The organism is Mycobacterium sp. E3305 (genome assembly GCF_001666785.1).
Lineage (GTDB): Bacteria > Actinomycetota > Actinomycetes > Mycobacteriales > Mycobacteriaceae > Mycobacterium.
The window spans coordinates 1-21,581 of the sequence record NZ_LZJA01000115.1 but is presented as its reverse complement, the minus strand read 5'-3'; the positions used below and the strand labels follow the sequence as shown (position 1 = coordinate 21,581).

Here is a 21,581-nt window from a genome sequence, read left to right as displayed (position 1 = left end):
AGCGGTCGTACTGTTCGGTGATGAACGCGCGGCTGCACAGGTGCGGGCTGCCCAGCAGGGCAAGCAAAGTCGCGCGCAGCTCCTCCCCTGTCTTTGGCCGCGGCAGGCTCGTCGACCGGTCGGCGTTCAGGGCGTCCTGCGACTCGGGGCGCGCGACCGGCCGCTGATACACCGGCCCCTCGTGGGCCACCGTGCGCGGCGGCACGTCGACGACGGTCTCGCCGTGCCAGCTGATTCGCAACCGGTCGCCGTCGGTGACCTCGCCGATCACGGTGGCCAGCACGTCCCACTTTCGGCACACCGCCAAGAACGCGTCCACGTTCTCCGGCGAGACCACGGCGCACATCCGCTCCTGCGATTCGCTGCAGAGCACCTCCGCGGGCGTCATGTCCTTTGCCCGCAGCGGGACGGTGTCGAGCTCGATCGCCATCCCGCCGTCGCCAGCCGATGCGAGTTCTGAAGTAGCACATGACAATCCGGCGCCGCCAAGGTCCTGGATGCCGATCACCAGGCCGCCCGCATAGAGCTCGAGGCAGCACTCGATGAGCACCTTCTCCATGAAGGGGTCGCCCACCTGCACCGAAGGCAGCTTCTTGCGCGATCCCTCGCTGTCGAACGTGTCCGAAGCCAGCACCGACACCCCGCCGATGCCGTCCAGGCCGGTGCGCGCACCGAACAGGATGATCTTGTTCCCGGCGCCCGAGGCGAACGCCAGGTGCAGGTCCTCCTGGCGTAATACGCCCACGCACAACGCGTTTACCAACGGATTGCCCGCGTAGCAGGCGTCGAAGACGGTCTCGCCGCCGATGTTGGGCAGCCCCAGCGAGTTGCCGTAGCCGCCGATCCCGCGGACAACTCCGTCGACCACCCGGCGCGTGTCCGGCGCGTCGGCGGCGCCGAACCGAAGCTGGTCCATCACCGCGACGGGTCGCGCACCCATCGCCATGATGTCGCGCACGATGCCGCCGACACCGGTCGCCGCGCCCTGGTAGGGCTCGACGTAGGAGGGGTGGTTGTGCGATTCCACCTTGAAGGTGACGGCCCAGCCGTCGCCGATGTCGACCACGCCTGCGTTCTCGCCGATGCCGGCGAGCATGCCCGCGCGCATCTCGTCGGTGGTGGTCTCGCCGAAGTAGCGCAGGTGCACCTTGGACGACTTGTAGGAGCAGTGCTCACTCCACATCACCGAGTACATCGCCAGCTCGGTGTCGGTGGGTCGGCGGCCCAGGATCTCGCGGATTCGCTGGTACTCGTCGTCTTTAAGGCCCAGCTCGGCGAAGGGCTGCGGCTGGTCGGGGCTGGCGGCGGCGTGCTCGACGGTGTCGATCGCCTGGGTGCGGGCGCTCGTCCCGGGGACTGTCACGCCAGACAGTCTAGGTCGGCGCTTCCGTCACCGTCGGGTCGCCGTGGAGGCTATTGGCCGACGACGCAGAAGACGTTCCCTTCGGGGTCGGCCAGCACCACCCAGCGAAAATTGTCGCCGAACTCATGCCGGCCGACCTCGGTGGCCCCGGCGGCCGTCAGCCGAGACGCCTCGGCATCCACGTCGGCGGGCCCGAAGTCCAGGTGCACGCGGTTCTTACCGGGGGTGGGGTCGGGCACTTTTTGGAAGCCGAGCCGAGGCCCTTCCGGCAAACTCACCACGGTGAACTCGCCGGCGAGCAGCTCCTGCGTCGTGCCGCCGAACTGCTCGGCCCACCAGCCGCCCAGCTGCGCCGGATTGCTGCAGTCGAAGGTGATCATCTCCAGGTTGAGCGCCATACCGCCCGACCTTAGGCCTCGAAATGGCCCAGTTGAAGGGGTCGCCGTCCCGGGTCGCCCGGTGGTCAATCGACGGTCACGAAGTCGGCCATCATCGCCATGTCTTCGTGTTCGAGGTTGTGGCAGTGCAGCAGGTATGAACCGGTGTAGTCGGTGAACCGGATGAGGACTTCAACGGCTTCGGCTGGGCGCACATCGACGGTGTCCTTCCATCCCATGTCGAACCGGCCCGGCGCACGGCTGTTGCGGGAGAGCACGCGAAAGGAATTGAGGTGCACATGAACGGGATGGTGGAACTCGGTGATGAACCGCCAGACTTCTGTGGTGCCGAGCTTAGGGCGCGCCAGCGGCCGGCCCGGTTGATAGGCCAAGTCGTTGATCGTCCACACCCCTTTTCTGCCGAGGCGAAAGAGGAACGTTCGCGTGGCCACGCGGGCCTGTGGGTCGAGACCCGGGACGCTTCCGCTGAGCCGGTCCGGGATGGCCGAATCGTCGGCACGGTCGGCGCCGACGATGTCGAATCGCATGACCTCGCCGGCGCTTTCGCCACCCAACCGGTTGAGCAGCCGCACTTGTGTTCCCACCGGGTAGCGGCCGAAATCGACCACCACGTCGAATCGTTCGGCCGGAGCGATGTCGATGTAGTCGTGGCCTATGGGTCGCGCCAGTAATCCGCCGTCACTGCCGATCTGCACCAACGCCGAACCGCCGGGTGGTTGCGGGTCCAGCTGCAGCCGGTAGCGACGGGCGTTGGATGCGTTCAAGAGCCGCAGGCGGTACCGGGCGGGATCGGTCGACAGCACCGGCCACGGCGCACCATTGACCAGGATGACGTCGCCGAGGACGCCGTTCATGTAGTCGCCGGTCGCTCCGCCACCGGCAGCGTCCGGGTAGCGAAAGGAGCCATCGGCGGCGAACGCGCGGTCGGTGATCATCAGCGGGACGTCCCGCCGGCCGCGCGGCAGCGGCAACGCGTCTTCCTCGTCGTCGTGGACCAAGTGGAATCCGGCCAGGCCGCGCCACACCGCGGCGCCGGTGTAGCCCATGCGGTGATCGTGGTACCACAACGTGGCGGCCCGCTGGTTCAGCGGGTAAACGTATTCGCGCTCTCCGACAACGCTGTTGCGCGCCATGGCTTCAGCCCCGAGCCGGACGCCGGGCGGCAGGATGAAGTCGGTCGGGTACCCATCGTGGTCTTCCGGTGTGTGGCCGCCGTGTAGGTGCACCACAACCGGCACGGGCAGGGCGTTGCGGTGCCGCACGACGGTGCGTCGGCCTGACCGCGAAGCAATGGTCGGGCCGGGAAAGCTCGTGTTGTAAGTCCACGCCGCCGTGGGGAGCCCGGGCAATATGCGCAATTGCGTGGTCTGCTGGGTGATCTCGTAGTAGTCGGCGTGAGCGTCGCTACGAACCGGCGTCAATTGTTCCGGGATCGGCAGCGGGACTTGATAGCGATCGGGCAACCTGGTTTGGCTGCGTATCAGCCGTCCTGACTCGGCGGGGCCCAGCAGCGCGCCGGCGAGCGGCCAGCCGGCGCCGATGAAGCCGATGCCCGCCGCCGCGGCGCCCAGCCGCAACGCGCCACGCCGATTCATCGGATCGGTTCCCGCTCGGCCGGACGCGAGCGTGCGGCCAGCGGCAAACGCCACACCTCGGCAGTCAGCTGGAAGATCCCCACGATCAACAGCACTCCGAGCGGAACGTGTAAGCCCGTCAAGCGCAATTCCCCCGAGGCGAACTCGGCGACGAAGAGGAGGGTCACGAGGGCCCCGAGCGCCGCCGGCCGTCGCGGCCCGCCCGTCCTGCTCACAATCACCAGCAGCGCGACCTGGACGACGGAAAGCACCGTGGTCACCCTCGCGCCGACCGAGTGCAGCATCAGCGCGTCGTATCGGCCGCCCAGAAAACTCCCGGCGAACGCGGCTTGCACCAGGGCTAGCAACGCCAACGCCGCGCTGGTGGCACGGGCGATCACACGGGGCCAGCGCGGGCCGTGCCAGTCATCGGCTGTCATCAGTCCTCCCAGAGATTGCGCACTCAAGAGATGACGACGGAACGGCGCCGCAAAAAGTTACGCACGCATGTGTAACTTTCCGCGCCACAGACCCGTCCTTGGATACGGGTTGCTGATGACCGGCTCCCCATTGCGGCGGACCCGCCGGCTGCGGTTCCACCGCAACGAAATTCGCGACAGGAGAAGAGATGTCTCATCCGACGCCCCCTCGTTGGCTGAAGCCGATGAACAGGTTCATGATTGCGCTGCAAAAACTTGGCATACCGACTGGACCCCCCATGGTTTTGACGGTGCCGGGCCGCAAAACGGGCCGGCCTCGCAGCACCCCGATGACGCCGTTCACCCTCGACGGGCACCTCTATGCCGTGGCCGGATTCCCCGGCGCCGACTGGGCGCGCAACGCCCGCGCCGCCGGCGCGGGAACGCTCGGCAAGGGCCGAAAGACGCGGCGCGTCAGGATAACTGAGCTGACCGCCGAGCAAGCTCGGCCGGTGTTGCGCCAATATCCGGCCGAAGTGCCGGTCGGTGTTGGCTTTTTGAAACGCTCCGGCCTGGTACGCCAGGGCAATCCCGAAGAAGTCGAGGCGCTGGCGGGCCGGATCGCGGTGTTCCGACTAGACCCGATCCCGGCGAACTGACGCCGAATGATCCGCCACCGACCGACCAGATATGGAAGCCGCAACATGCACACCGCGTACCTCGTCATGACGATAGCTGCCATCATTCTCAACGGATTTTCCGGCGTGAGCGCGCTGGTGCACTTCGCGCCGATCATTCCGCCCATGCAACGCGCGGGCGTCCCGGTGTCCTGGCTGACCTTTCCGATCGGCACGCTGAAAACCCTTGGCGCCCTTGGACTGGTCGTCGGCCTGTCAGTCCCGGCAGTCGGCGCCGCCGCAGCGGCGGGACTGACAATCTTCTTTGTCTGCGCGATGTACACGCACGTCCTCGCCCACGACATCTCCGGACAGTTCGCACTGGCGGGGTTCCTGCTTGCCGTCAACGTCGCGACCTTGACGCTCACCGTGATCGCGCACCCGGTCGTGCTCTAGTACGGCCACCTCGTCAGGCCGCACTACGGCATCGGCGAAAGGAACGCTTCCATCGCCGCCGAGTAGGCGGCCACGTCGTGCGCGCCCATCAACTCGCGCGCGGAGTGCATGGCCAGCTGCGCGGCGCCGACGTCGACGGTCGGGATGCCAGTCCGAGCCGAGGCCAACGGCCCGATTGTCGATCCACAGGGCAGGTCGGCCCGGTGCTCGTAGCGCTGCAGGCCGACCCCGGCCTGCCGACACGCGAGCTCGAAGGCGGCGGCCGTCCGTCCGTCGGTGGCATAACGCAGGTTGGGGTGCACCTTGAGCACCGGTCCGGCGTTGACCTCGATCAGGTGTCCGGGCTCGTGCCGCTCCGGGTAGTTGGGATGGGTGGCGTGGGCCATGTCCGCCGAGGCCAGCAGCGAGGCGGGCAGACGGCGCAGGAAGTCCTCGCGGGTGCCGCCGGCCGCCAGTACGATCCGCTCCAGGACGGTGCCCAGCAGGTCGGACTGGGCGCCGTGATCGGAGGACGACCCCACCTCCTCGTGATCGAAGACCACCAGCACGGGCAGGAATCCCCGCGGTTCGGCCGCCACCAGGGCCTCCGTACCCGCGTAGCAGCTCGCCTGGTTGTCCAGGCGCGGCGCGCTGAGCAGATCGTCGTCGGCGCCGATCACGGTCGACGGGGTCAGGTCGTGGGTCATCAGGTCGGCGGCCAGCACACTGGTCGGCGCCACCCCGGCCCGTTGCGCGACGAAGTCGACGAACGGCTTGATGTCCGCACCGGCTCCCCAAACCGCGTTGACGTGGCGTTGCGGGTCGAGGGTCAGCGATTTGCGGTCCTCGGCGAGGTGGATGGCCAGCTGGGGCACCCGCAGGATCGGGTCGTCGATCCGGACCAGCCGATGCTCGACCCCGGCGCCGTCATACACCGACAGCCGTCCACTGATGCCCAGGTCGCGATCCAGCCAGGAGTTCAGCCACGCCCCGCCGTACGGCTCGAGCGCGACCACACGCCACCCGGCAACCAGCCGATCGGGATGCTGCTTGACGCGCAGGTTAGGGCTGTCGGTGTGTGCGCCGACGATCCGGAATGGGCCGTCCGCGCCCTCGGAGTTCCAGGCCACCAGCGAGCCGGCCCGCACCGTGAAGTAGCGGCCCGGTTCCGCCGGCCACCGGTCCGACTCGCTCAGTTCGGCGAATCCCGCCGCGATCAGTCGCGCGGCCACCGTGACGCAGACGTGAAATGGCGACGGAGAAGCGTCGATAAAATCGCAGAGGCCTGCGGCGCTGGCCGACATGTTGATCATCATGACTGTCGACGACGACCGTCGCCACGCTAGGCCCGATCGCGCGGCTCCTTGCTCGCGCACTTCCTGCGCTCACCGTCGCCACGCTAGGGTCAGCAGAGTGCCTCCCGTCCAGCCACAGCCCATCCTCGAGCCGTTGACGCCTGCGGCGGTCTTCCTGGTGGTGACCATCGATGACGGCGGAGAAGCGACGGTGCATGACGCGCTGCCCGACATTTCGGGGCTGGTGCGCGCAATCGGATTTCGTGAGCCGCCGAAACGGCTGTCGGCCATCACCTCCATCGGCTCGCGGGCCTGGGATCGCTTGTTCTCCGGGCCCCGCCCCGCGGAGTTGCACCCCTTCGTCGGACTGAACGGCCCCCGGCACACCGCCCCGGCCACGCCCGGGGACCTGCTGTTCCACATCCGGGCTGAAAGCCTGGATGTCTGCTTCGAATTGGCCGACCGCATCCTGCGGTCCATGGCCGGCGCGGTCACCGTCGTCGACGAGGTGCACGGATTCCGCTACTTCGACAACCGCGACCTGTTGGGCTTCGTCGACGGCACCGAAAACCCCGATGGCTCACTCGCCGTCAGCGCCACCACGATCGGCGCCGAGGATCCCGACTTCGAGGGCTCGTGCTACGTGCACGTGCAGAAGTATCTGCACGAGATGTCCTCGTGGAACGCCCTGTCGGTCGCCGAGCAGGAGCTGGTGATCGGCCGCACGAAGCTGGAGAACCTCGAGCTGGATGACGGAGAAAAGCCGGCCAACGCCCACATCGCGCTCAACGTCATCACCGACGCCGACGGCACGGAACTCAAGATCGTGCGGCACAACATGCCTTTCGGCCGGCTCGGGAAGGGCGAGTACGGCACCTACTTCATCGGCTATTCCCGCACGCCGCAGGTGACTGAACAGATGCTGCGCAACATGTTCCTCGGCGATCCACCGGGCAACACCGACCGCATCCTCGAATTCTCCACCGCGGTCACCGGTGGCCTGTTCTTCTCGCCCACCGTCGACTTCCTCGACGATCCACCGCCGCTGCCCGCGGTACCGGTGACGGAAACGCTTGCCGTACAAGACGGCTCACTTTCGATCGGCAGCCTGAAAGGAACCACTTGATGAACAACCTCTACCGCGAGTTGGCACCGGTCACCGAAGCGGCGTGGAAAGAAATTGAAACCGAGGCGTCCCGGACCTTCAAACGCCACATCGCCGGACGCCGGGTTGTCGACGTCAGCGAGCCGGGCGGTCCGGTCACCGCGGCGGTCAGCACCGGCCGCCTGGTCGACGTGACGTCCCCGTCCGACGGCGTCGAGGCGCACCTCCGGGCGAGCAAACCCCTTGTCCGGCTGCGTGTTCCGTTCACTCTGTCCCGCTACGAGATCGACAACGTGGAGCGCGGGGCGCAGGACTCGGACTGGGACCCGGTCAAGGCCGCCGCCAAGAAGCTGGCGTTCGTCGAGGACCGCGCCATCTTCGAGGGCTACCCCGCGGCGTCGATCGACGGCATTCGCACCTGCAGCTCGAACAAGCCGCTGACCCTGCCGGCCGACCCCCGCGAGATTCCGGACGTCATCACGCAGGCGATCTCCGAACTCCGGCTGGCCGGCGTCGATGGTCCCTATTCGGTGCTGCTGTCCGCCGACGTCTACACGAAGGTCAGCGAAACCACCGAACACGGCTATCCGATCCTCGAGCACATCGACCGGCTGGTCCCCGGGGACATCATCTGGGCGCCGGCTATCGACGGTGCTTTCGTGCTCACCACCCGCGGCGGCGACTTCGATCTGCAGCTCGGGACCGATGTGTCGATCGGCTACACCAGCCATGATGCGGAGACCGTGCAGCTGTACCTGCAGGAGACGCTGACGTTCCTCTGCTACACCGCCGAGGCGTCGGTCCCGCTGAGCTCGTAGGAATAAATGCCGGCGGACCGCTGCTGTCGGGGAGGCAAGTGAACTTCTCTCCTGGAGGCAGGGTTCGATGGCAACAACAATGGCCGGGTCCACCGCTCTGGTGACCGGAGCCACGTCCGGCATCGGCCGCGAGGTTGCGTTACAACTCGCGGAACGCGGGGTGGAGGTCGTGGTGCACGGTCGCAGCTCCGAACGCGGCGCCAAGACGGTTCGCGATATCGAAAACGCCGGTGGTACAGCGCGTTTTGTCGCCGCCGACCTCAACGATGCCGACGACGTGCGGCGCCTTGCGGCCGAGGCGGGGCCGGTCGACATTTTGATCAACAATGCCGGAATCTACAAATTCGGAGCGACCACAGAGACTGATGACGCGGCGTTCGACGAGCACGTGAACGTGAATCTGCGCGCCCCTTACATCTTGGTCCAGCAGTTGGTGCCCGGAATGATCGAGCGTGGCGGCGGATCGGTGGTCAGCGTGAGCACCGTGGCGGCTTCGGTGCCGGCGAGCGGCGCCGGCATCTACGGCGCCACCAAGGCGGGCCTGGAATTGCTGACCCGCGTGTGGGTGGATGAGTTCGGGCCATCGGGGGTACGCGTGAACGCGGTCTCGGTCGGGCCGACCGACACTCCCGGAACCGCGGCGCTACCCGGCATGCTGGAGGCGGTGGCGGCCAGCACCGCGTTGGGCCGGCCGGCCGACCCGGGTGAAATCGCCAGCGTGGTCGTCTTTCTCAGCGCCGCCGACGCCAGCTACGTCAACGGCGCCGTAATACCCGTGAGCGGCGGTCAGCGCGCGATCACCGCCTGAGGCAACGTTTTTCGCTACAGGTCGAGCACGAGATCGGTCTCCGGAGCCGCCGAGCAAATGAGCACCGTCCCCTGCTCGGGCGGCTCCAGGGGCTGCTGCACGTAGGTGGCGCTGCCAGAAACCACACCGGTGACGCAGACGTGACAGACGCCGCTTCGGCAGGAGAACCGGGTGGGCACGTCGCATGCTTCCGCCAGCTCCAGGATGCTTCCGTACGCTGACGACCAGGTGGCCGTCAGGCCGCTGCGCGCGAACGTGATTGGCGGGCCGGTCCCCGGGACCCCCGCCGGGGGATGCGGCGGTTTGCGCGGGGTGTCATCGACGATGCCGGGATTGATCGGCGGCAGGGCGCCGAATAGTTCGCTATGGATCCGCTCGGGCGCCAGACCGCCCGCGGCGAGTGCCTCGCGCATGTCGCTCATGAACTGGGTCGGGCCGCACAGGTATGCCGTGGCATCGGCCGGGATAGCCAGGGCCGCGATGGCCGGGCGGTCCAAGCGGCCTTGAGTTTGTGTGTAGAACACCGATTGCCGCGCACTCGGCAGAGCATCGACCAAACTAGCGACTTCCGATGCGAAAGCCTGCGTTTCGCGGTTGCGGACGGTGTGCAGCCACCAGATGTCACGGGTGCTGCCGGCCGCCGCGAGCGCGTGCAGCATGGCCAAGACGGGTGTAATGCCGATTCCCGCCGACATCAGCACCACCGGGCCGCCGCCGTCGGCGAGGCAGAAGTCGCCCCGTGGGGCGGCGGCCTCGACGACCGAGCCCGGCTCGACGTGCTCGTGCAGCCACGAACTGACCAGACCATGCTCTTCGCGCTTGACGCTGATGCGGTAGTGGCCCGCCGCGGGGTCCCCGGAGAGGGAATAACTTCGCAGCGGCGCCGGCGCGCCGGCGCCGGGAATTCGCACGGTCAGATATTGCCCCGGAAGCGGCGCAGGCAGCGCGGAACGGTCGTCCGCCCGAAGCTCGATGGACATCACCTGTGGGCTTTCCCGGCGAATTCCGCTGACCCGTAAGGGCCGAAACCCGGCCCATGCTGGCGTCGCACCCGGAGGCACGGCCGCCGATCCCTGTGGTGCGTCGAGCATGTCCCGGAATGATTGCTGCCACCCGGGGCTGAGCGCGGGGACATCGACGATCTTGGGGAGCAGCCCGAGGTCACGGTCCGGCAGGTACAACAGCGCGTCGACGTCGGCGACGCTGAGTTCGTGGCGACCACGGCGGGTCCGCACGATGTCGTCGCCGGCGCGGACCCGCCCCTCGGTGATCACCCGAAAGTAGAAGCCCGGACGACGTTGGGAGACAAGCAGGTTCGGCATCCTGGGTTCGTCCACGCGCATGCCGACCCGGAAGCAGGTGACGCGGGGCTGGGTGACCTCGAACTCGGCTTCGCCGATCCGGTAGCGGTCGCCGATGCACACCTCGTCGTCGGGCAGCCCGGTGATGGTGAAGTTCTCTCCGAAGTGGCCGGGCACGAGGTCGTCGCGACCCAGGTAGCTCTTCCAGAAGTCGTATGACTCGGTCTGATAGACCATGACGGCCCGTTGCTCGCCGCCGTGTCCGCCGAGATCGCCCTGACCGTCGCCGTCGATGTTCAGGCGACGCACCATGACCGGCCCTTCGACCGGTTTTTTCCAGATCCCGGTGTAGACGGTTTTGCCGTGCCACTCGACGTTGTGGGGCAGCCCCACGTTCACCGATATCAGTTTGCCCACCGGGCCACCTCCGCAGGCCCTGACTGGAGGGCTGGCTCACACTATGCCAGCCGGAAGACGACGGCAACACGAGGCGACGCCTCCGATATGCGCACCACGGCTGTTGCGCGGCGCACCGTCCGGTGCATACTGGGTTGCATAACCCAAAGTCCGGGATCGACGTGGCGTAGCTGAAATTCGCCGCTTCGGTCGAGGGCGAAATTAAGGAGGAGAGCCATGGCGGCTGTTCATCATCGCTATGCCACCGTCGACGGTCACCGCCTGTTCTTCCGCGAAGCGGGCCACTCGAGCGCTCCCGCGCTGGTGCTGTTGCACGGGTTTCCCACCAGCTCCTACATGTTCCGCCATCTGATCCCGGTGCTCGCCGACCGCTACCACGTCATCGCGCCGGATCACCTGGGCTTCGGGCTCTCCGACGCGCCGTCCGTCGACGAGTTCGACTACACCTTCGACGCGCTGACCGACCTCACTGCCGCACTGCTGCGCGCCGTCGACGTCGACCGGTACGCGATGTACGTCCAGGACTACGGCGCGCCGATCGGCTGGCGGCTGGCGCTGCGCCACCCGTCGTCGATCACCGCGATCATCACCCAGAACGGTAACGGCTACGACGCGGGATTCGTCGACAGTTTCTGGAAGATCGTGCGGGCTTACCAAAGCGAACAAACGCCCGAGACCGAGGCCGCGGTCCGGCAGTTCCTCACGCTGGATGCCACTCGATGGCAATACGTCACCGGCGTTGCCGATGAGACGCTCGTCGACCCCGAATCGTGGCACCACGATTACGCGCTCATATCGCGACCGGGCAATGACCTGGTGCAGCTGAAACTGTTACGAGACTACGCAACCAACGCGCCGCTCTACCCGCGCCTGCATGCGTACTTCCGCGCCAGCCAGGTGCCGCTGCTGGCGGTGTGGGGCCGTGGCGACGAGATCTTCGGCCCGGCCGGCGCCCAGGCGTTCGCCGACGACCTCCCCAATGCCGAGATCCGCCTGCTCGACGGCGGACACTTCCTGCTCGAGTCCGCACTCGACGAGGTAGCCGAACTGATCGGAGGCTTCCTCGCCAGGGCCGACATGGCTGCCTGACCGAACCCGCCGACGGCCCGGGGCATCAATGGGTTGGATATCCCATAGTTCGGGGCGGCCGCGGGTTAGCCTGACGCGATGGCCCATCCCGATGTTCGCGACGAACAACGGTTGACCGCCAAGGGGCGTGCCACCCGGGATCGCATCGTGGAAGCGGCCGCCCGACTGATCGTCACCGAGGGCCTGTCGGCTGCGAACATGGAGAACGTCCGCAGGGCGGCGTCGGTCAGCGGATCCCAGCTTGCCCACTATTTCGCCGACAAGGCCGCACTGATCCGCGCGGTCATCCGACGCCAGATCGGCGTGGTTCTCGACTTTCACCGCCAACCCGGGCTGGGAGGCCTGACAACGTTCGATGACTTCGAGCGGTGGGGCGATCTCAACATGCGATACCTCAGGCGCATCGGGTATTTCGGCACGCCTACCTACCACGCTCTCGCGGCCCAAGTGGCGAAGTCGGACGAGCCGACGCGGGAGACGCTGGCCACCGGCTATGGGCAGTGGATCGACCTGCTGGAGGCAGCGATCCGGCGGATGAAAGATAACGGCGTCTTGGTCGCCAACGCCGACCCGAGACGGTTGGCGATGGTCATCGTCGCCGCCCATCAGGGCGGTGGCACCCTGGCCTTCACCTACCGCGCGGAATGGCCGCACGCCGACGCGGTGCGCTTCGCGATCAACTACCTCCGCACCTTCGCCACCGATCCGAACGAGCGAGCCCCTCGCCCGGCGCGGCGCACCCGGCGCCGAGCGAGGACCGCCACGTGAACGCCGAAAGTCCGGGACGATTCACGCGCAAGGGACTGGCGACTCGCGCGCGCATCATCGACGCCGCCGCGCGAATCATGTTCGAGCGGGGCGTCGCCAACACCAGCATCGACCAGGTACGGCGAGCGGCCGGAGTGGGCGGGTCACAGATCGGGCACTACTTCCGGGACAAACGCGATCTGATCCGTCAGGTCGTTGCCACCCGCCGCGAGGACGTGCGGGCCTTCCACACCCAGCCACCGCTGGGCGCCCTCGACAGCTTCGCCGCCCTGCAGGCCTGGGCCGACGCCTGCGTCGCCGCCGTCGACACCGTGTACCGGGTGGGCGGTTGCGTGTACGGCTCCTTGGCGGGCGAATTGATCGATTCCGACGACGAAATTCACGACGATCTCTCCGCCGGTTATGACCTGTGGATCGAGTTGTTCGAGACCGGTCTTGCGGCGATGCGCCGGCGCGGCGACCTATGGCCCGACGCCGATCCGCGGCACCTGGCGGTGTCGTTGGTCGTCGCGCACCAGGGCGGCGCCATGCTGACATATGCCACCGGCGATGCGGAACCGCTGCGCGCCGCCGTCAACGCCGCCGTCGACTACGTCCGCTCCTTCGGAACGCGGAAGCCGAAGAGCCGAGCCGCTTCGAAGCGGCGCCGGGGCCAATCCCGATCCGAATGAGGTCACCTCGCCGCTGGACAGAATGGGATGTTTGGCCCATAATAACTGGGTTGGTTGGCCCAGTACGTCGTTGTGGCTCACGGTTCCAATGGATGTCCCTGTGACGCGGGGAGATTAGCTGTCTCAGGGGTGTCGCTGAAAAGAGGGGATGGAGATGGGGCTGGCATGGCAGCAGGGTCCGCTCGCCACGGGATCGGTCGGTCACTTTCTGACTGAACAGCCGTTGCCGGCGCGGCTCTTGTACGTCGAACCGCTGAGGAGGCGCATGCGAGTTCGCCTCGCCGACACATGGGTTGCCGACAGCCAAGACGTGATCCTGTTGCACGAGCCGGGGCGTTATCCGGTCGCCTACTTCCCGCGCAGTGATATCGAGGCCGGGGCCCTGGTGGCCGAGGAAAGGCTCACCCAGCACCAGGACCTAGGCGACACCCGGTGGTTCACCGTCAAAGTCGCGGAGCGAGAGGCGACCCGTGCGGCGTGGCAGCACACCGCGCTGCCGCCGCACGCTTCGGTACTCGACGGGCACCTCGCATTCGCTTGGCGTGCCATGGACGCTTTCTACGAAGAGAACGAGCGGATCGTCGGGCACGCTGCCGATGCCTATCATCGGATCGATATCCGTTCCACTTCAAGGCATCTCATCGCTCGTAGCAGCGACCGAGTGATTGCCGATACCAAGCACCCACTAGCTTTGTACGAATCCGGATTCGCTCCACGCTGGTACGTGCCCCGCGAGGACGTCGACGAATCTGCCCTCGAACTGGTTGACACGCAGACCTTTTGCCCATACAAGGGGATCTGCTCCTACTACGATATCGGCGACCGCAAGCGGGCGGCGTGGTCGTATCGAAACGCCTGGCGCGAGGTGATACGAGTTGGCGATCTGGTGTCCTTCGAACCGGACAAGATCGACGTCTACCTCGACGGCAAACAGTTGCGGCTCGAGCCCGGCCAGACCGTCATTCCACACGGCGTCGACCGGGGGCTCGACATCGAAGAGGTCTCGGATTTTCACGGTGCCGAGGGCAATGTCGGGGTAGTGCAGGAACGAAACCACCAATCGTCCGGGCAGGCGTAGTGGTCGGGCGGAGAACCAGTCCGGATCGGGTAGGAGCGTTCTCCGACGGCGTTTTCGCGGTGCTGATCACGATCTTGGTGCTCGAGCTCAAGCCGCCCGCCGCGGCCAGCTTCAGCGCCTTGCTACCACTGTGGCCCACCGGCCTGAGTTATGTCGTCAGCTATTTCTTCATCGCCATCGTATGGGTCAACCATCATCACCTGTTCGGCTATGCGGAGCTGGCGACGCCGCGGCTGGTGTGGTCGAATTTCGCCCACCTATTTTCCGTATCCCTCCTCCCGATCACCACCGAGTGGATCGCCGACAGCAGGCTCGCCGCTGCGCCCGTGGCGTTGTACGCGTTCGTCTTCGTTCTGGTCAACGTCACCTATCTGGCGCTGTGCCGGGAAGTGATCGATCGGCCGGCCCACGAAGGCCCCACCGACCGGATGCGTAGGTTGATGCGGATGAGGTCATTCATCACGGTCGGCGTTTTCACGACGGCCGGGGTGACCGCCCTCTGGTGGCCGTTGCTGGGAATGACATTGATTTGCGTTTGTCTGATCGGGTATTTACGACCGGATGTTCCCAATCCGAAGAAGATCGAGGTTTGACCATGCCCGTGCCCTCCGTCCTGGTTTTCGACGTCAACGAAACGTTGGTCGACATCGAGTCACTCGCACCGCTTTTCACCGAGCTGTTCGGCGATGAACGGGTGCTCCGCGAGTGGTTCGCCCAGCTGGTCATGTATTCGATGTCCGCGACGTTGGCGGATAGTTATGTGGACTTCTCCACGCTGGCCCAAGGTGTGTTCCGTATGGTCGGCGATATCCACGGCGTGGCCGTCTCCGACGATGACGCGCACCGGCTGAAGAACGGCTTGCTCACCATGCCGGCCCACCCGGATGCGGCGGAGGGGCTCACCATGTTGAAAGACAACGGTTTTCGTCTGGTCACCCTGACCAATTCGCCGCCCAACCCGGATGGTCCTACGGCGCTGCAGAGTTCCGGGCTGGCCGAATTCTTCGAACACCAATTGAGTGTCGATGCCTGCCGCGCCTTCAAGCCGTCGCCCACCGTGTACCGGTATGCGTGCGAGACGCTCGGAGTGGCCCCGGCTGACTGCATGATGGTGGCCGCCCACGTATGGGACACCCTCGGCGCCCAGAGTGTCGGCTTCGGCGGGGCGCTCATCGCGCGGCCCGGCAATCCGCCGCTGCCCGTCGACGGACTGCCCCAACCGGACCTGGTGGCGGGCGACCTGCGCCAGCTGGCCGCGCAGCTGATCGACCACTGAGGACAACCGGGGAGGACCACGAACGATGGCACACGAAGAGTCGGGCTATGACGTCGTTGTGCTCGGCGCCGGGCCGATCGGGCAGAACGCCGCAGAGCGCGCCCGGGCCGCAGGCCTGAGTGTCGCCATAGTCGAGCGCGAACTCGTCGGCGGCGAGTGTTCCTACTGGGCCTGCGTGCCCAGTAAAGCCTTGCTGCGTCCGGTGATTGCCATCTCGGAGGCCCGCCAAGTCGACGGCGCGCGGGAGGCGGTCAGCGGGTCCATCGGCATTCCGGGGGTCTTCGGCCGCCGCAACCGCTACGTCACCGACTGGGACGACACCGGCCAGGCCGGCTGGGTGGGTGGAATCGGCGCCACCCTGGTGCGCGGCCATGGCCGGTTGGACGGCGCCCGGCGAGTCGCGGTCACCGCGTCCGACGGGGCGACGTCCGTGCTGACCGCGCGGCACGCCGTCGTGATCTGCACCGGAAGCCGGCCCCTCTTGCCCGACTTGCCCGGCATCGACGAGGCGAGGCCGTGGACCAACCGCCAAGCCACCGAAAGCAGTTCGGTCCCCGAGCGGCTCGCGGTGGTGGGCGCCGGCGGCGTAGGCGTCGAAATGGCGACTGCGTGGCGCGGATTGGGATCTCAGGTGACCCTCCTTGCGCGGGGCTCGGGCCTGCTGCCGCGGATGGAGCCCTTCGTCGGTGAACTCATCGGCCGTGGCCTCGCCGATACGGGCGTGGACGTGCGCGTCGGCGTATCGGTGCGCACGCTGCGCCGGCCCGAGGGCGCGGAGGTGACCCTCGAATTGGACGATGGCTCCGAATTGGTGGTCAACGAAGTGCTTTTCGCGACGGGTCGCGCACCGCTCACCGATGACATCGGCCTGCACACCGTGGGGCTGACGCCCGGCGACTGGCTCGACGTCGACGACACCTGCCAAGTACGGGCCATCGAAGACGGTTGGCTCTACGCCGCGGGCGACGTCAATCACCGGGCCCTGCTGACCCATCAGGGGAAGTACCAGGGTCGCATTGCCGGAGCGGCCATCGGAGCGCGGGCCGCGGGCGCCCCGTTGGACACCGCGCCGTGGGGCCGGCACGCAACCACCGCCGACCATTACGCTGTGCCGCAGGCCTTCTTCACCGTGCCCGAAGCCGCCGCCGTCGGCCTGACGGCCAGGCAAGCCGAACAGGCCGGGTACCGGCTGCGCACCGTCGATGTGCAGATCGGCGACGTCGTGACGGGGGCCAAGCTCTATGCGGACGGGTACGCCGGGCGCGCACGGATGGTGGTGGACCTCGACCGTGGGCGTTTGCTCGGGGTCACGCTGGTTGGGCCGGGAGTCACCGAGATGCTCCACTCCGCCACCATCGCCGTCGCGGGCGAGGTGCCCATCGACCGGTTGTGGCACGCGGTGCCCTGCTTCCCCACGGTCAGCGAGCTGTGGCTGCGGCTCCTCGAGGCGTATCGGGATGCGTCGGACCATAATTGACGCATGGCTACCGCAGACGGATTCCACCCAGACTTCGACGAGGCAACACCGGAAGCGACCCACAACCGGGTGCACCACGTCAGGGCTGCGGACATCAGCTCCGACACCGCGCAATCGGAGGGACTGCGCCGCTTCGCCGCGCTCAGCGGAACGTCAGTCGGCGCCGAAAAGCTCTGGATGGGCGAGACGCACGCGTCACCCTCGACCGTCTCGTCCAACCACCATCACGGCGACTCGGAAACCGCCATCTACGTGCGCAGCGGCCACCCGGAATTCGTCTTTCACGACGGCGCGCAAGAGGTGAGGATCTCGACCTCACCCGGCGACTACGTCTTCATCCCGCCGTATCTGCCGCACCGAGAGGAAAACCCCGACCCGAACACGCCCGCGGAGGTGGTGATCGCGCGCAGCACCCAAGAGGCGGTCGTGGTGAACCTGCCGGCGTTGTATCCCCTTCAGTAAACCGCGATTTCGACCAGGTTGCCGTCGACGTCGCGGCAGTAGTGGGAGGTCATCGGACCCAGGGCCCCCGTCCTGGTCACCGGTCCCGCAACGATCTCCGCCCCACATCGCACGAGGTGGGCATGCACCTCGCCCGGGCTGCAACGAGTGATGAAGCACAAGTCCTCGGAACCGGCCGCTTCGACCGAACCGGTGACCCACTCGGGATCGTCCCCCAGCGCCCCGACGGGCCGCAGGTTCAGTTTCTGGTCCCCGAACCGCAGCGCGATTCGGTTGGACGGCCCGAACGTTTCCCGCCGCATCCCGAGGACCCGCTCGTACCACGCGGCCGTGTCCTCGACGTCTCGGCAGTTCAGCACCACATGGTCGATCCGTTCCACGATGAACTCCATGTTCGGCCCTCCCCTACGGCTGAGCGAAAACCATTTGGCACCAGACTAATCCGACTCGCCCGGCGCCGGGATCGTCGAGCGGCGTCTGCCCGCTGACATCGTCGGCCGATGGAACCTTTCCCCATTCACTCAGCCAATTCTCAACAGATTCTTCGGCGACTCATGGCTTGTCTCCCAGCATCCGCAAAGCCACTGGCCGCAGCATGTTTTCATGACGAACGAGCCGATGTGCGCGAACCTGGTCGAACGGTACCTGCGCGTCCGCGGGCGCCGCTATTTCCGTGGCCATCATGATCGCGAATACTTCTTCGTCACCAGCGCCCACCCGCGGCGCCTGCACGTCCATCTCGAGATCTCGCCCGCGCACGGCGATGTGCTGATCATTCGGGTGACTCCCGGCTGCTTCTTCCCCGCCACCGAGCGGCCCTGGCTGGTGCACTTCTCGGACACCTGGAACCGCCAGGATCGGGAGGTGACCGCGATCGTGCACGGGTCGTCCGATCCGCAGCGCATCGGCGTGGTGGCGCGCAGGTCGCACTGGATTCGACGGAGCGTCTCGTTTGACGATTTCGCCGCCTTCGTCGACCACACCATTGCGGATGCGACCGAGTTGTTCGACGCTCTGAGCCCCGCCGTCGAACTGCCGACGGCGCATCCGTTGTTGCGGGACGCGGGCTGATCCTGCCGGCCAGGTCGTCACCCCAACGGGGCGGCGAGCGGCGTCCCCGCTCTGCGCCGATGAGCCGGCGAGCCCGAAAATCCGAGTGCAAACGGACGTTAGGCGCGCGTCCCCGCCGCGGCCAAACCGCTCAGCAAACGGATATGACATTCTCTTTTTCGGAGAGTATTATATGCTCAGCAGGCACGGGGTTTGAGATCTGCGTCACATCGGCAATCAAATGCCAAACAGCACTGACACGGACGGCGGGGAGCCATGGCGGGTAGCGGCGTTGAGGTGGCCGACAACCACGAGACCACCAAATGGGATCCGGCCTTCACCGAGCAGGTCAGCAAGGCCCTCGGACCGGTCATCAAGCGGTGGTATCGCGCCGAGGTGCGCAACATCGACAACGTCCCGCCGTCGGGCGGCGCGCTGGTGGTATCCAACCACTCGGGCGGCATGCTGACGCCCGACGTGCTGATCTTCTCCCCGGCCTTTTACGAGAAGTTCGGCTACGACCGCCCCGTCTACACCCTGGGCCACTACGGCATTTTCATGGGACCCCTAGATGGCTGGCTTCGCCGCCTCGGGGTCATCGAGGCCAGCCGTGAAAACGCCGCCGCCGCGCTGCACTCGGGCGCGGTGGTGCTGGTGTTCCCGGGCGGCGACTACGACTCCTACCGGCCCACCTTCAGCGCCAACACCATCGACTTCAACGGCCGCACCGGCTACGTGCGGACCGCCATCGAGGCCGGGGTGCCAATCGTGCCTACCGTGTCGATCGGGGGCCAGGAGACTCAGCTCTTCTTGACCCGCGGAAACTGGCTGGCGCGCAAGTTGGGGCTGACCAGGGCGCGCATGGACATTCTGCCGGTGAGCTTCGGATTCCCCTTCGGACTCAGTGTCATCTTCCCGCCGAACCTGCCACTGCCGGCCAAGATCGTCACCGAAGTACTCAAACCGATCGACGTCACGGCCCAATTCGGCGACGATCCCGACATCGACGAAGTCGACGCCTACGTGCGCGGGGTGATGGAGTCGGCCCTCCAGCGATTGGCCGGTCAACGCAAGCTGCCCATCCTAGGCTGACCGACCGCGACTCGAGGTTCGACATCATGCGAAATCCGCTGCAGCGCAACTTGATTGTCCGGCAGGGTGGCGCGTGAAAAGGTTGAACGGCATGGACGCCATGCTGCTCTACAGTGAGACACCGAACCTCCACACTCACACATTGAAAGTGGCGGTCATCGACCCCGCTGACTCCGACTTCGGTTTCGAGGCGTTCCGCCGCCACGTGCGACGCCGGCTGCACCTGCTGGAACCGTTGCGCTACAAGCTCGTCGACATTCCCTGGCAGCTGCATCACCCGATGTGGCAGGAGGACTGCGCGGTCGACCTCGACTACCACCTCCGGCGGGTGCAGGTGCCCGCGCCCGGCGGGCGGCTAGAACTCGATCAGACGATCGGCCAGGTCGCCTCGATGCCGCTGGACCGCAGCCGCCCGCTGTGGGAATTCCACTTCGCCGAGGGACTGGCCGGGGGAAGGTACGCCCTGATCGGCAAGGTCCATCACGCGCTGGCCGACGGTGTGGCCTCCGTCAACCTCTTGGCGCGCGCCATGGATCTCGAGGACGGGCCGACCGACGAGCGGGACAACGACGAAGCGGGCGTCACCGCGTCGCCCGCCGACCTGCTGCGATCTGCCGCCCGCGACCACGCGCGGCAGATCGCCGAGCTCCCCGGGCTGCTGAGGGATGCCGCCACCGGGTTGACGCGGGTCCGCCGCCGATCCAGAGAACGGGGTGCCCACCCGGATCTGGCCGAGGCCTTCGACGCTCCACCGACCTTCCTGAATCACGTCGTGTCGCCCGTGCGGCGGTTCGCCAGCACGACGCTGCCGCTGGCCGAAGCCAAGGCGACCGCCAAGGCGCTGGGCATCACCCTCAACGACCTGATACTGGCCACGGCGGCCGGCGGCCTGCGCACACTGTTGCTGGCCTACGACGGCGCGGCCGACCGGCCGCTCATCGCGTCGGTGCCGACGGCCACCGACAAGTCGGACCGCATCACCGGAAACGAGATCAGCGGTCTGATGATTTCGTTGCCGGTGCACGTCGCCGATCCCGCCGAACGGGCACGGCTGGTGGCGCTGGCGACCCGAATCGCCAAGGAAGACCACGAGATCCTCGGCCCCGAGCTTTACGGCCGGCTGATGGCCTATCTGCCGACCGCGTTCGCTCCGGCCGCATTCCGGTGGCTGGGGCGGCGCGACGCACCCAACAAGCTGATGAACGTCGCGGTCTCCAACGTGGTGGGCCCGCGCGAGCGCGGACACTTCGGCGGCGCGACGGTCACCGAGATCTACTCGACCGGGGTGCTATCACCGGGCGCCCCGGTCAACATCACCGTGTGGAGCTATGTCGACCAGCTGGGCGTCGCCGTGCTCACCGATGACCGGACGTTTGACGACCCGCACGAGGCGACCGACGCCATCTGCGCATCGTTCGCCGAATTGCGCTCCGCAGCAGGCGTTTCCGCCTAGACCGACAGCGCCGCGTCCAATACCGAATAAAACAGGCCCAAGCCGTCGTCGGACGGCCCCGTCAACGCTTCGATGGCGTGCTCGGGATGCGGCATCAGTCCGACCACGCGACCGTTGGCGGAACTGACGCCGGCGATGTCATGCAGCGAGCCGTTGGGGTTGTCGTGGTAGCGGAACACCACCCGGCCCTCGCCCTCGAGCTCCTCGACGACGTCGGCGGGCGCCACGTAGCGGCCTTCGCCGGACTTCAGCGGCACCAGTAAGTCCGCATCGGGCTCGAAACGCGACGTCCAGGCCGTCGACGTCGACGCCACGCGCAACCACACATCGCGGCAGACGAAGTGCAAACCGACGTTGCGGGTCAGGGCCCCCGGCAACAGCCCCGCCTCGCAGAGCACCTGAAACCCGTTGCAAATGCCCAACACCGGCATGCCGCGGTTTGCGGCGGCCACAACTTCGCCCATCACCGGGGCGAACCTGGCGATCGCCCCCGCGCGCAGGTAGTCGCCGTAGGAGAAACCGCCGGGCACCACCACGGCGTCGACGCCGCCCGGGCGGCGCGGCGTGTCGGTGCCGAGGCCGTCAGCCTGTGGCACGCCGACGCCGACCTCAAGG

General features: G+C 67.0%; 24 protein-coding genes. 16 read left to right on the top strand and 8 right to left on the bottom strand.

The genetic code is table 11. The annotated features are described in order from the left end of the window. From purL to A5701_RS10660, 4 genes are all read right to left on the bottom strand, one after another. Positions 1-1,363 (bottom strand): phosphoribosylformylglycinamidine synthase subunit PurL (gene purL, locus A5701_RS10675; RefSeq protein ID WP_067752357.1); only part of this gene is annotated, 1,363 nt, incomplete at its 3' end. A gap of 50 nt (positions 1,364-1,413) precedes the next feature. After that, a complete protein-coding gene (locus A5701_RS10670) occupies positions 1,414-1,761 on the bottom strand; it encodes a VOC family protein (RefSeq protein ID WP_067752354.1) in 348 nt (115 codons plus the stop codon). Between the two features lie 65 nt (positions 1,762-1,826). Beyond that, positions 1,827-3,356 carry a multicopper oxidase family protein gene (locus A5701_RS10665; protein ID WP_067752351.1) on the bottom strand — a complete coding sequence of 510 codons (1,530 nt, stop codon included), beginning with the start codon at positions 3,354-3,356 and terminating at the stop codon, positions 1,827-1,829. Beyond that, positions 3,353-3,775, bottom strand: coding sequence for a hypothetical protein (locus A5701_RS10660; RefSeq protein WP_067752348.1), 423 nt, complete (start codon positions 3,773-3,775; stop codon positions 3,353-3,355). Before A5701_RS10660 ends, A5701_RS10665 begins: the two co-directional genes overlap by 4 nt. A gap of 188 nt (positions 3,776-3,963) precedes the next feature. On the opposite strand from A5701_RS10660, the gene A5701_RS10655 reads away from it, so the two are divergent. Together A5701_RS10655 and A5701_RS10650 are read left to right on the top strand one after the other, a co-directional pair. After that, positions 3,964-4,413, top strand: a complete 450-nt coding sequence (locus tag A5701_RS10655; RefSeq protein ID WP_067752345.1) for a nitroreductase family deazaflavin-dependent oxidoreductase — start codon at positions 3,964-3,966, stop codon at positions 4,411-4,413. 45 nt (positions 4,414-4,458) lie between these two features. Next, a complete protein-coding gene (locus A5701_RS10650) occupies positions 4,459-4,827 on the top strand; it encodes a DoxX family protein (RefSeq protein ID WP_067752341.1) in 369 nt (122 codons plus the stop codon). A 23-nt stretch (positions 4,828-4,850) separates the two neighbouring features. Here A5701_RS10650 and A5701_RS10645 read toward each other — a convergent pair whose 3' ends face one another. After that, positions 4,851-6,110: a M18 family aminopeptidase gene (locus A5701_RS10645; protein WP_082969719.1), complete on the bottom strand. Its 1,260-nt coding sequence runs from the start codon at positions 6,108-6,110 to the stop codon at positions 4,851-4,853. Positions 6,111-6,219: 109 nt separating this feature from the next. Here A5701_RS10645 and A5701_RS10640 point away from each other — a divergent pair, with 109 nt between their 5' ends. The 3 genes from A5701_RS10640 to A5701_RS10630 all read left to right on the top strand — a co-directional run bounded on the left by A5701_RS10640 (position 6,220) and on the right by A5701_RS10630 (position 8,832). Then, a complete protein-coding gene (locus tag A5701_RS10640) occupies positions 6,220-7,227 on the top strand; it encodes a Dyp-type peroxidase (protein ID WP_067752336.1) in 1,008 nt (335 codons plus the stop codon). After that, complete coding sequence (locus A5701_RS10635; RefSeq protein WP_067302911.1) at positions 7,227-8,024, top strand: family 1 encapsulin nanocompartment shell protein; 798 nt, start codon at positions 7,227-7,229, stop codon at positions 8,022-8,024. The genes A5701_RS10640 and A5701_RS10635 overlap by 1 nt, the downstream gene beginning before the upstream one ends. Before the next feature lie 67 nt (positions 8,025-8,091). Then, positions 8,092-8,832: an SDR family NAD(P)-dependent oxidoreductase gene (locus A5701_RS10630; protein ID WP_067752333.1), complete on the top strand. Its 741-nt coding sequence runs from the start codon at positions 8,092-8,094 to the stop codon at positions 8,830-8,832. Positions 8,833-8,846: 14 nt separating this feature from the next. On the opposite strand, the gene A5701_RS10625 is transcribed toward A5701_RS10630, so the two are convergent. After that, positions 8,847-10,550 (bottom strand): MOSC and FAD-binding oxidoreductase domain-containing protein, encoded by a 1,704-nt coding sequence (locus A5701_RS10625; RefSeq protein WP_067752330.1) that lies wholly within the window; start codon positions 10,548-10,550, stop codon positions 8,847-8,849. Between the two features lie 216 nt (positions 10,551-10,766). On the opposite strand from A5701_RS10625, the gene A5701_RS10620 reads away from it, so the two are divergent. The 8 genes from A5701_RS10620 (at position 10,767) to A5701_RS10585 (ending at position 17,371) form a co-directional block, all read left to right on the top strand. Then, on the top strand, positions 10,767-11,639 hold the full coding sequence (locus tag A5701_RS10620) for an alpha/beta fold hydrolase (protein WP_067752326.1): 873 nt from the start codon (positions 10,767-10,769) through the stop codon (positions 11,637-11,639). A 78-nt stretch (positions 11,640-11,717) separates the two neighbouring features. Continuing rightward, positions 11,718-12,407 carry a TetR/AcrR family transcriptional regulator gene (locus tag A5701_RS28835; protein ID WP_067752323.1) on the top strand — a complete coding sequence of 230 codons (690 nt, stop codon included), beginning with the start codon at positions 11,718-11,720 and terminating at the stop codon, positions 12,405-12,407. Beyond that, the gene (locus tag A5701_RS28830) at positions 12,404-13,078 is read left to right on the top strand and encodes a TetR/AcrR family transcriptional regulator (RefSeq protein WP_067752320.1); all 675 of its coding nucleotides are present in this window, start codon (positions 12,404-12,406) and stop codon (positions 13,076-13,078) included. The genes A5701_RS28835 and A5701_RS28830 overlap by 4 nt, the downstream gene beginning before the upstream one ends. A 154-nt stretch (positions 13,079-13,232) precedes the next feature. Then, a complete protein-coding gene (locus A5701_RS10605; protein WP_082950076.1) occupies positions 13,233-14,156 on the top strand; it encodes a DUF427 domain-containing protein in 924 nt (307 codons plus the stop codon). Beyond that, positions 14,156-14,749: a TMEM175 family protein gene (locus A5701_RS10600; RefSeq protein ID WP_067752317.1), complete on the top strand. Its 594-nt coding sequence runs from the start codon at positions 14,156-14,158 to the stop codon at positions 14,747-14,749. The genes A5701_RS10605 and A5701_RS10600 overlap by 1 nt, the downstream gene beginning before the upstream one ends. A gap of 2 nt (positions 14,750-14,751) precedes the next feature. Next, positions 14,752-15,432, top strand: a complete 681-nt coding sequence (locus A5701_RS10595; RefSeq protein WP_067752314.1) for a haloacid dehalogenase type II — start codon at positions 14,752-14,754, stop codon at positions 15,430-15,432. Between the two features lie 25 nt (positions 15,433-15,457). Beyond that, complete coding sequence (locus tag A5701_RS10590) at positions 15,458-16,909, top strand: NAD(P)/FAD-dependent oxidoreductase (RefSeq protein WP_067752311.1); 1,452 nt, start codon at positions 15,458-15,460, stop codon at positions 16,907-16,909. A gap of 3 nt (positions 16,910-16,912) precedes the next feature. After that, complete coding sequence (locus tag A5701_RS10585; protein WP_067752308.1) at positions 16,913-17,371, top strand: cupin domain-containing protein; 459 nt, start codon at positions 16,913-16,915, stop codon at positions 17,369-17,371. Here A5701_RS10585 and A5701_RS10580 read toward each other — a convergent pair. Next, positions 17,365-17,763 carry a VOC family protein gene (locus A5701_RS10580; RefSeq protein ID WP_067752305.1) on the bottom strand — a complete coding sequence of 133 codons (399 nt, stop codon included), beginning with the start codon at positions 17,761-17,763 and terminating at the stop codon, positions 17,365-17,367. The genes A5701_RS10585 and A5701_RS10580 overlap by 7 nt on opposite strands. Positions 17,764-17,974: 211 nt before the next feature. Between A5701_RS10580 and A5701_RS10575 the strand changes: the two genes are divergently transcribed. From A5701_RS10575 to A5701_RS10565, 3 genes are all read left to right on the top strand, one after another. Next, a complete protein-coding gene (locus A5701_RS10575) occupies positions 17,975-18,442 on the top strand; it encodes a hypothetical protein (protein ID WP_067752302.1) in 468 nt (155 codons plus the stop codon). Between the two features lie 255 nt (positions 18,443-18,697). Then, complete coding sequence (locus A5701_RS10570; RefSeq protein WP_067752299.1) at positions 18,698-19,513, top strand: lysophospholipid acyltransferase family protein; 816 nt, start codon at positions 18,698-18,700, stop codon at positions 19,511-19,513. Between the two features lie 73 nt (positions 19,514-19,586). Continuing rightward, on the top strand, positions 19,587-20,966 hold the full coding sequence (locus A5701_RS10565) for a wax ester/triacylglycerol synthase family O-acyltransferase (protein WP_197504958.1): 1,380 nt from the start codon (positions 19,587-19,589) through the stop codon (positions 20,964-20,966). On the opposite strand, the gene purQ is transcribed toward A5701_RS10565, so the two are convergent. Then, positions 20,963-21,581 (bottom strand): phosphoribosylformylglycinamidine synthase subunit PurQ (purQ, locus tag A5701_RS10560; protein ID WP_231972802.1); only part of this gene is annotated, 619 nt, incomplete at its 5' end. The genes A5701_RS10565 and purQ overlap by 4 nt on opposite strands.

Bases quoted from the DNA above. Each gene is read 5' to 3' on its own strand.
- A5701_RS10620 (WP_067752326.1), top strand. From the start codon at position 10,767: ATGGCGGCTGTTCATCATCGCTATGCCACCGTCGACGGTCACCGCCTG.
- A5701_RS10590 (WP_067752311.1), top strand. From the start codon at position 15,458: ATGGCACACGAAGAGTCGGGCTATGACGTCGTTGTGCTCGGCGCCGGG.
- A5701_RS10660 (WP_067752348.1), bottom strand. From the start codon at position 3,775: ATGACAGCCGATGACTGGCACGGCCCGCGCTGGCCCCGTGTGATCGCC.
- A5701_RS10580 (WP_067752305.1), bottom strand. From the start codon at position 17,763: ATGGAGTTCATCGTGGAACGGATCGACCATGTGGTGCTGAACTGCCGA.
- A5701_RS10645 (WP_082969719.1), bottom strand. From the start codon at position 6,110: ATGTCGGCCAGCGCCGCAGGCCTCTGCGATTTTATCGACGCTTCTCCG.
- A5701_RS10595 (WP_067752314.1), top strand. From the start codon at position 14,752: ATGCCCGTGCCCTCCGTCCTGGTTTTCGACGTCAACGAAACGTTGGTC.
- A5701_RS28835 (WP_067752323.1), top strand. From the start codon at position 11,718: ATGGCCCATCCCGATGTTCGCGACGAACAACGGTTGACCGCCAAGGGG.
- A5701_RS10570 (WP_067752299.1), top strand. From the start codon at position 18,698: ATGGCGGGTAGCGGCGTTGAGGTGGCCGACAACCACGAGACCACCAAA.
- A5701_RS10635 (WP_067302911.1), top strand. From the start codon at position 7,227: ATGAACAACCTCTACCGCGAGTTGGCACCGGTCACCGAAGCGGCGTGG.
- A5701_RS10585 (WP_067752308.1), top strand. From the start codon at position 16,913: ATGGCTACCGCAGACGGATTCCACCCAGACTTCGACGAGGCAACACCG.
- A5701_RS10665 (WP_067752351.1), bottom strand. From the start codon at position 3,356: ATGAATCGGCGTGGCGCGTTGCGGCTGGGCGCCGCGGCGGCGGGCATC.
- A5701_RS10630 (WP_067752333.1), top strand. From the start codon at position 8,092: ATGGCAACAACAATGGCCGGGTCCACCGCTCTGGTGACCGGAGCCACG.
- A5701_RS10605 (WP_082950076.1), top strand. From the start codon at position 13,233: ATGGGGCTGGCATGGCAGCAGGGTCCGCTCGCCACGGGATCGGTCGGT.
- A5701_RS10655 (WP_067752345.1), top strand. From the start codon at position 3,964: ATGTCTCATCCGACGCCCCCTCGTTGGCTGAAGCCGATGAACAGGTTC.
- A5701_RS10575 (WP_067752302.1), top strand. From the start codon at position 17,975: ATGACGAACGAGCCGATGTGCGCGAACCTGGTCGAACGGTACCTGCGC.
- A5701_RS10650 (WP_067752341.1), top strand. From the start codon at position 4,459: ATGCACACCGCGTACCTCGTCATGACGATAGCTGCCATCATTCTCAAC.
- A5701_RS10670 (WP_067752354.1), bottom strand. From the start codon at position 1,761: ATGGCGCTCAACCTGGAGATGATCACCTTCGACTGCAGCAATCCGGCG.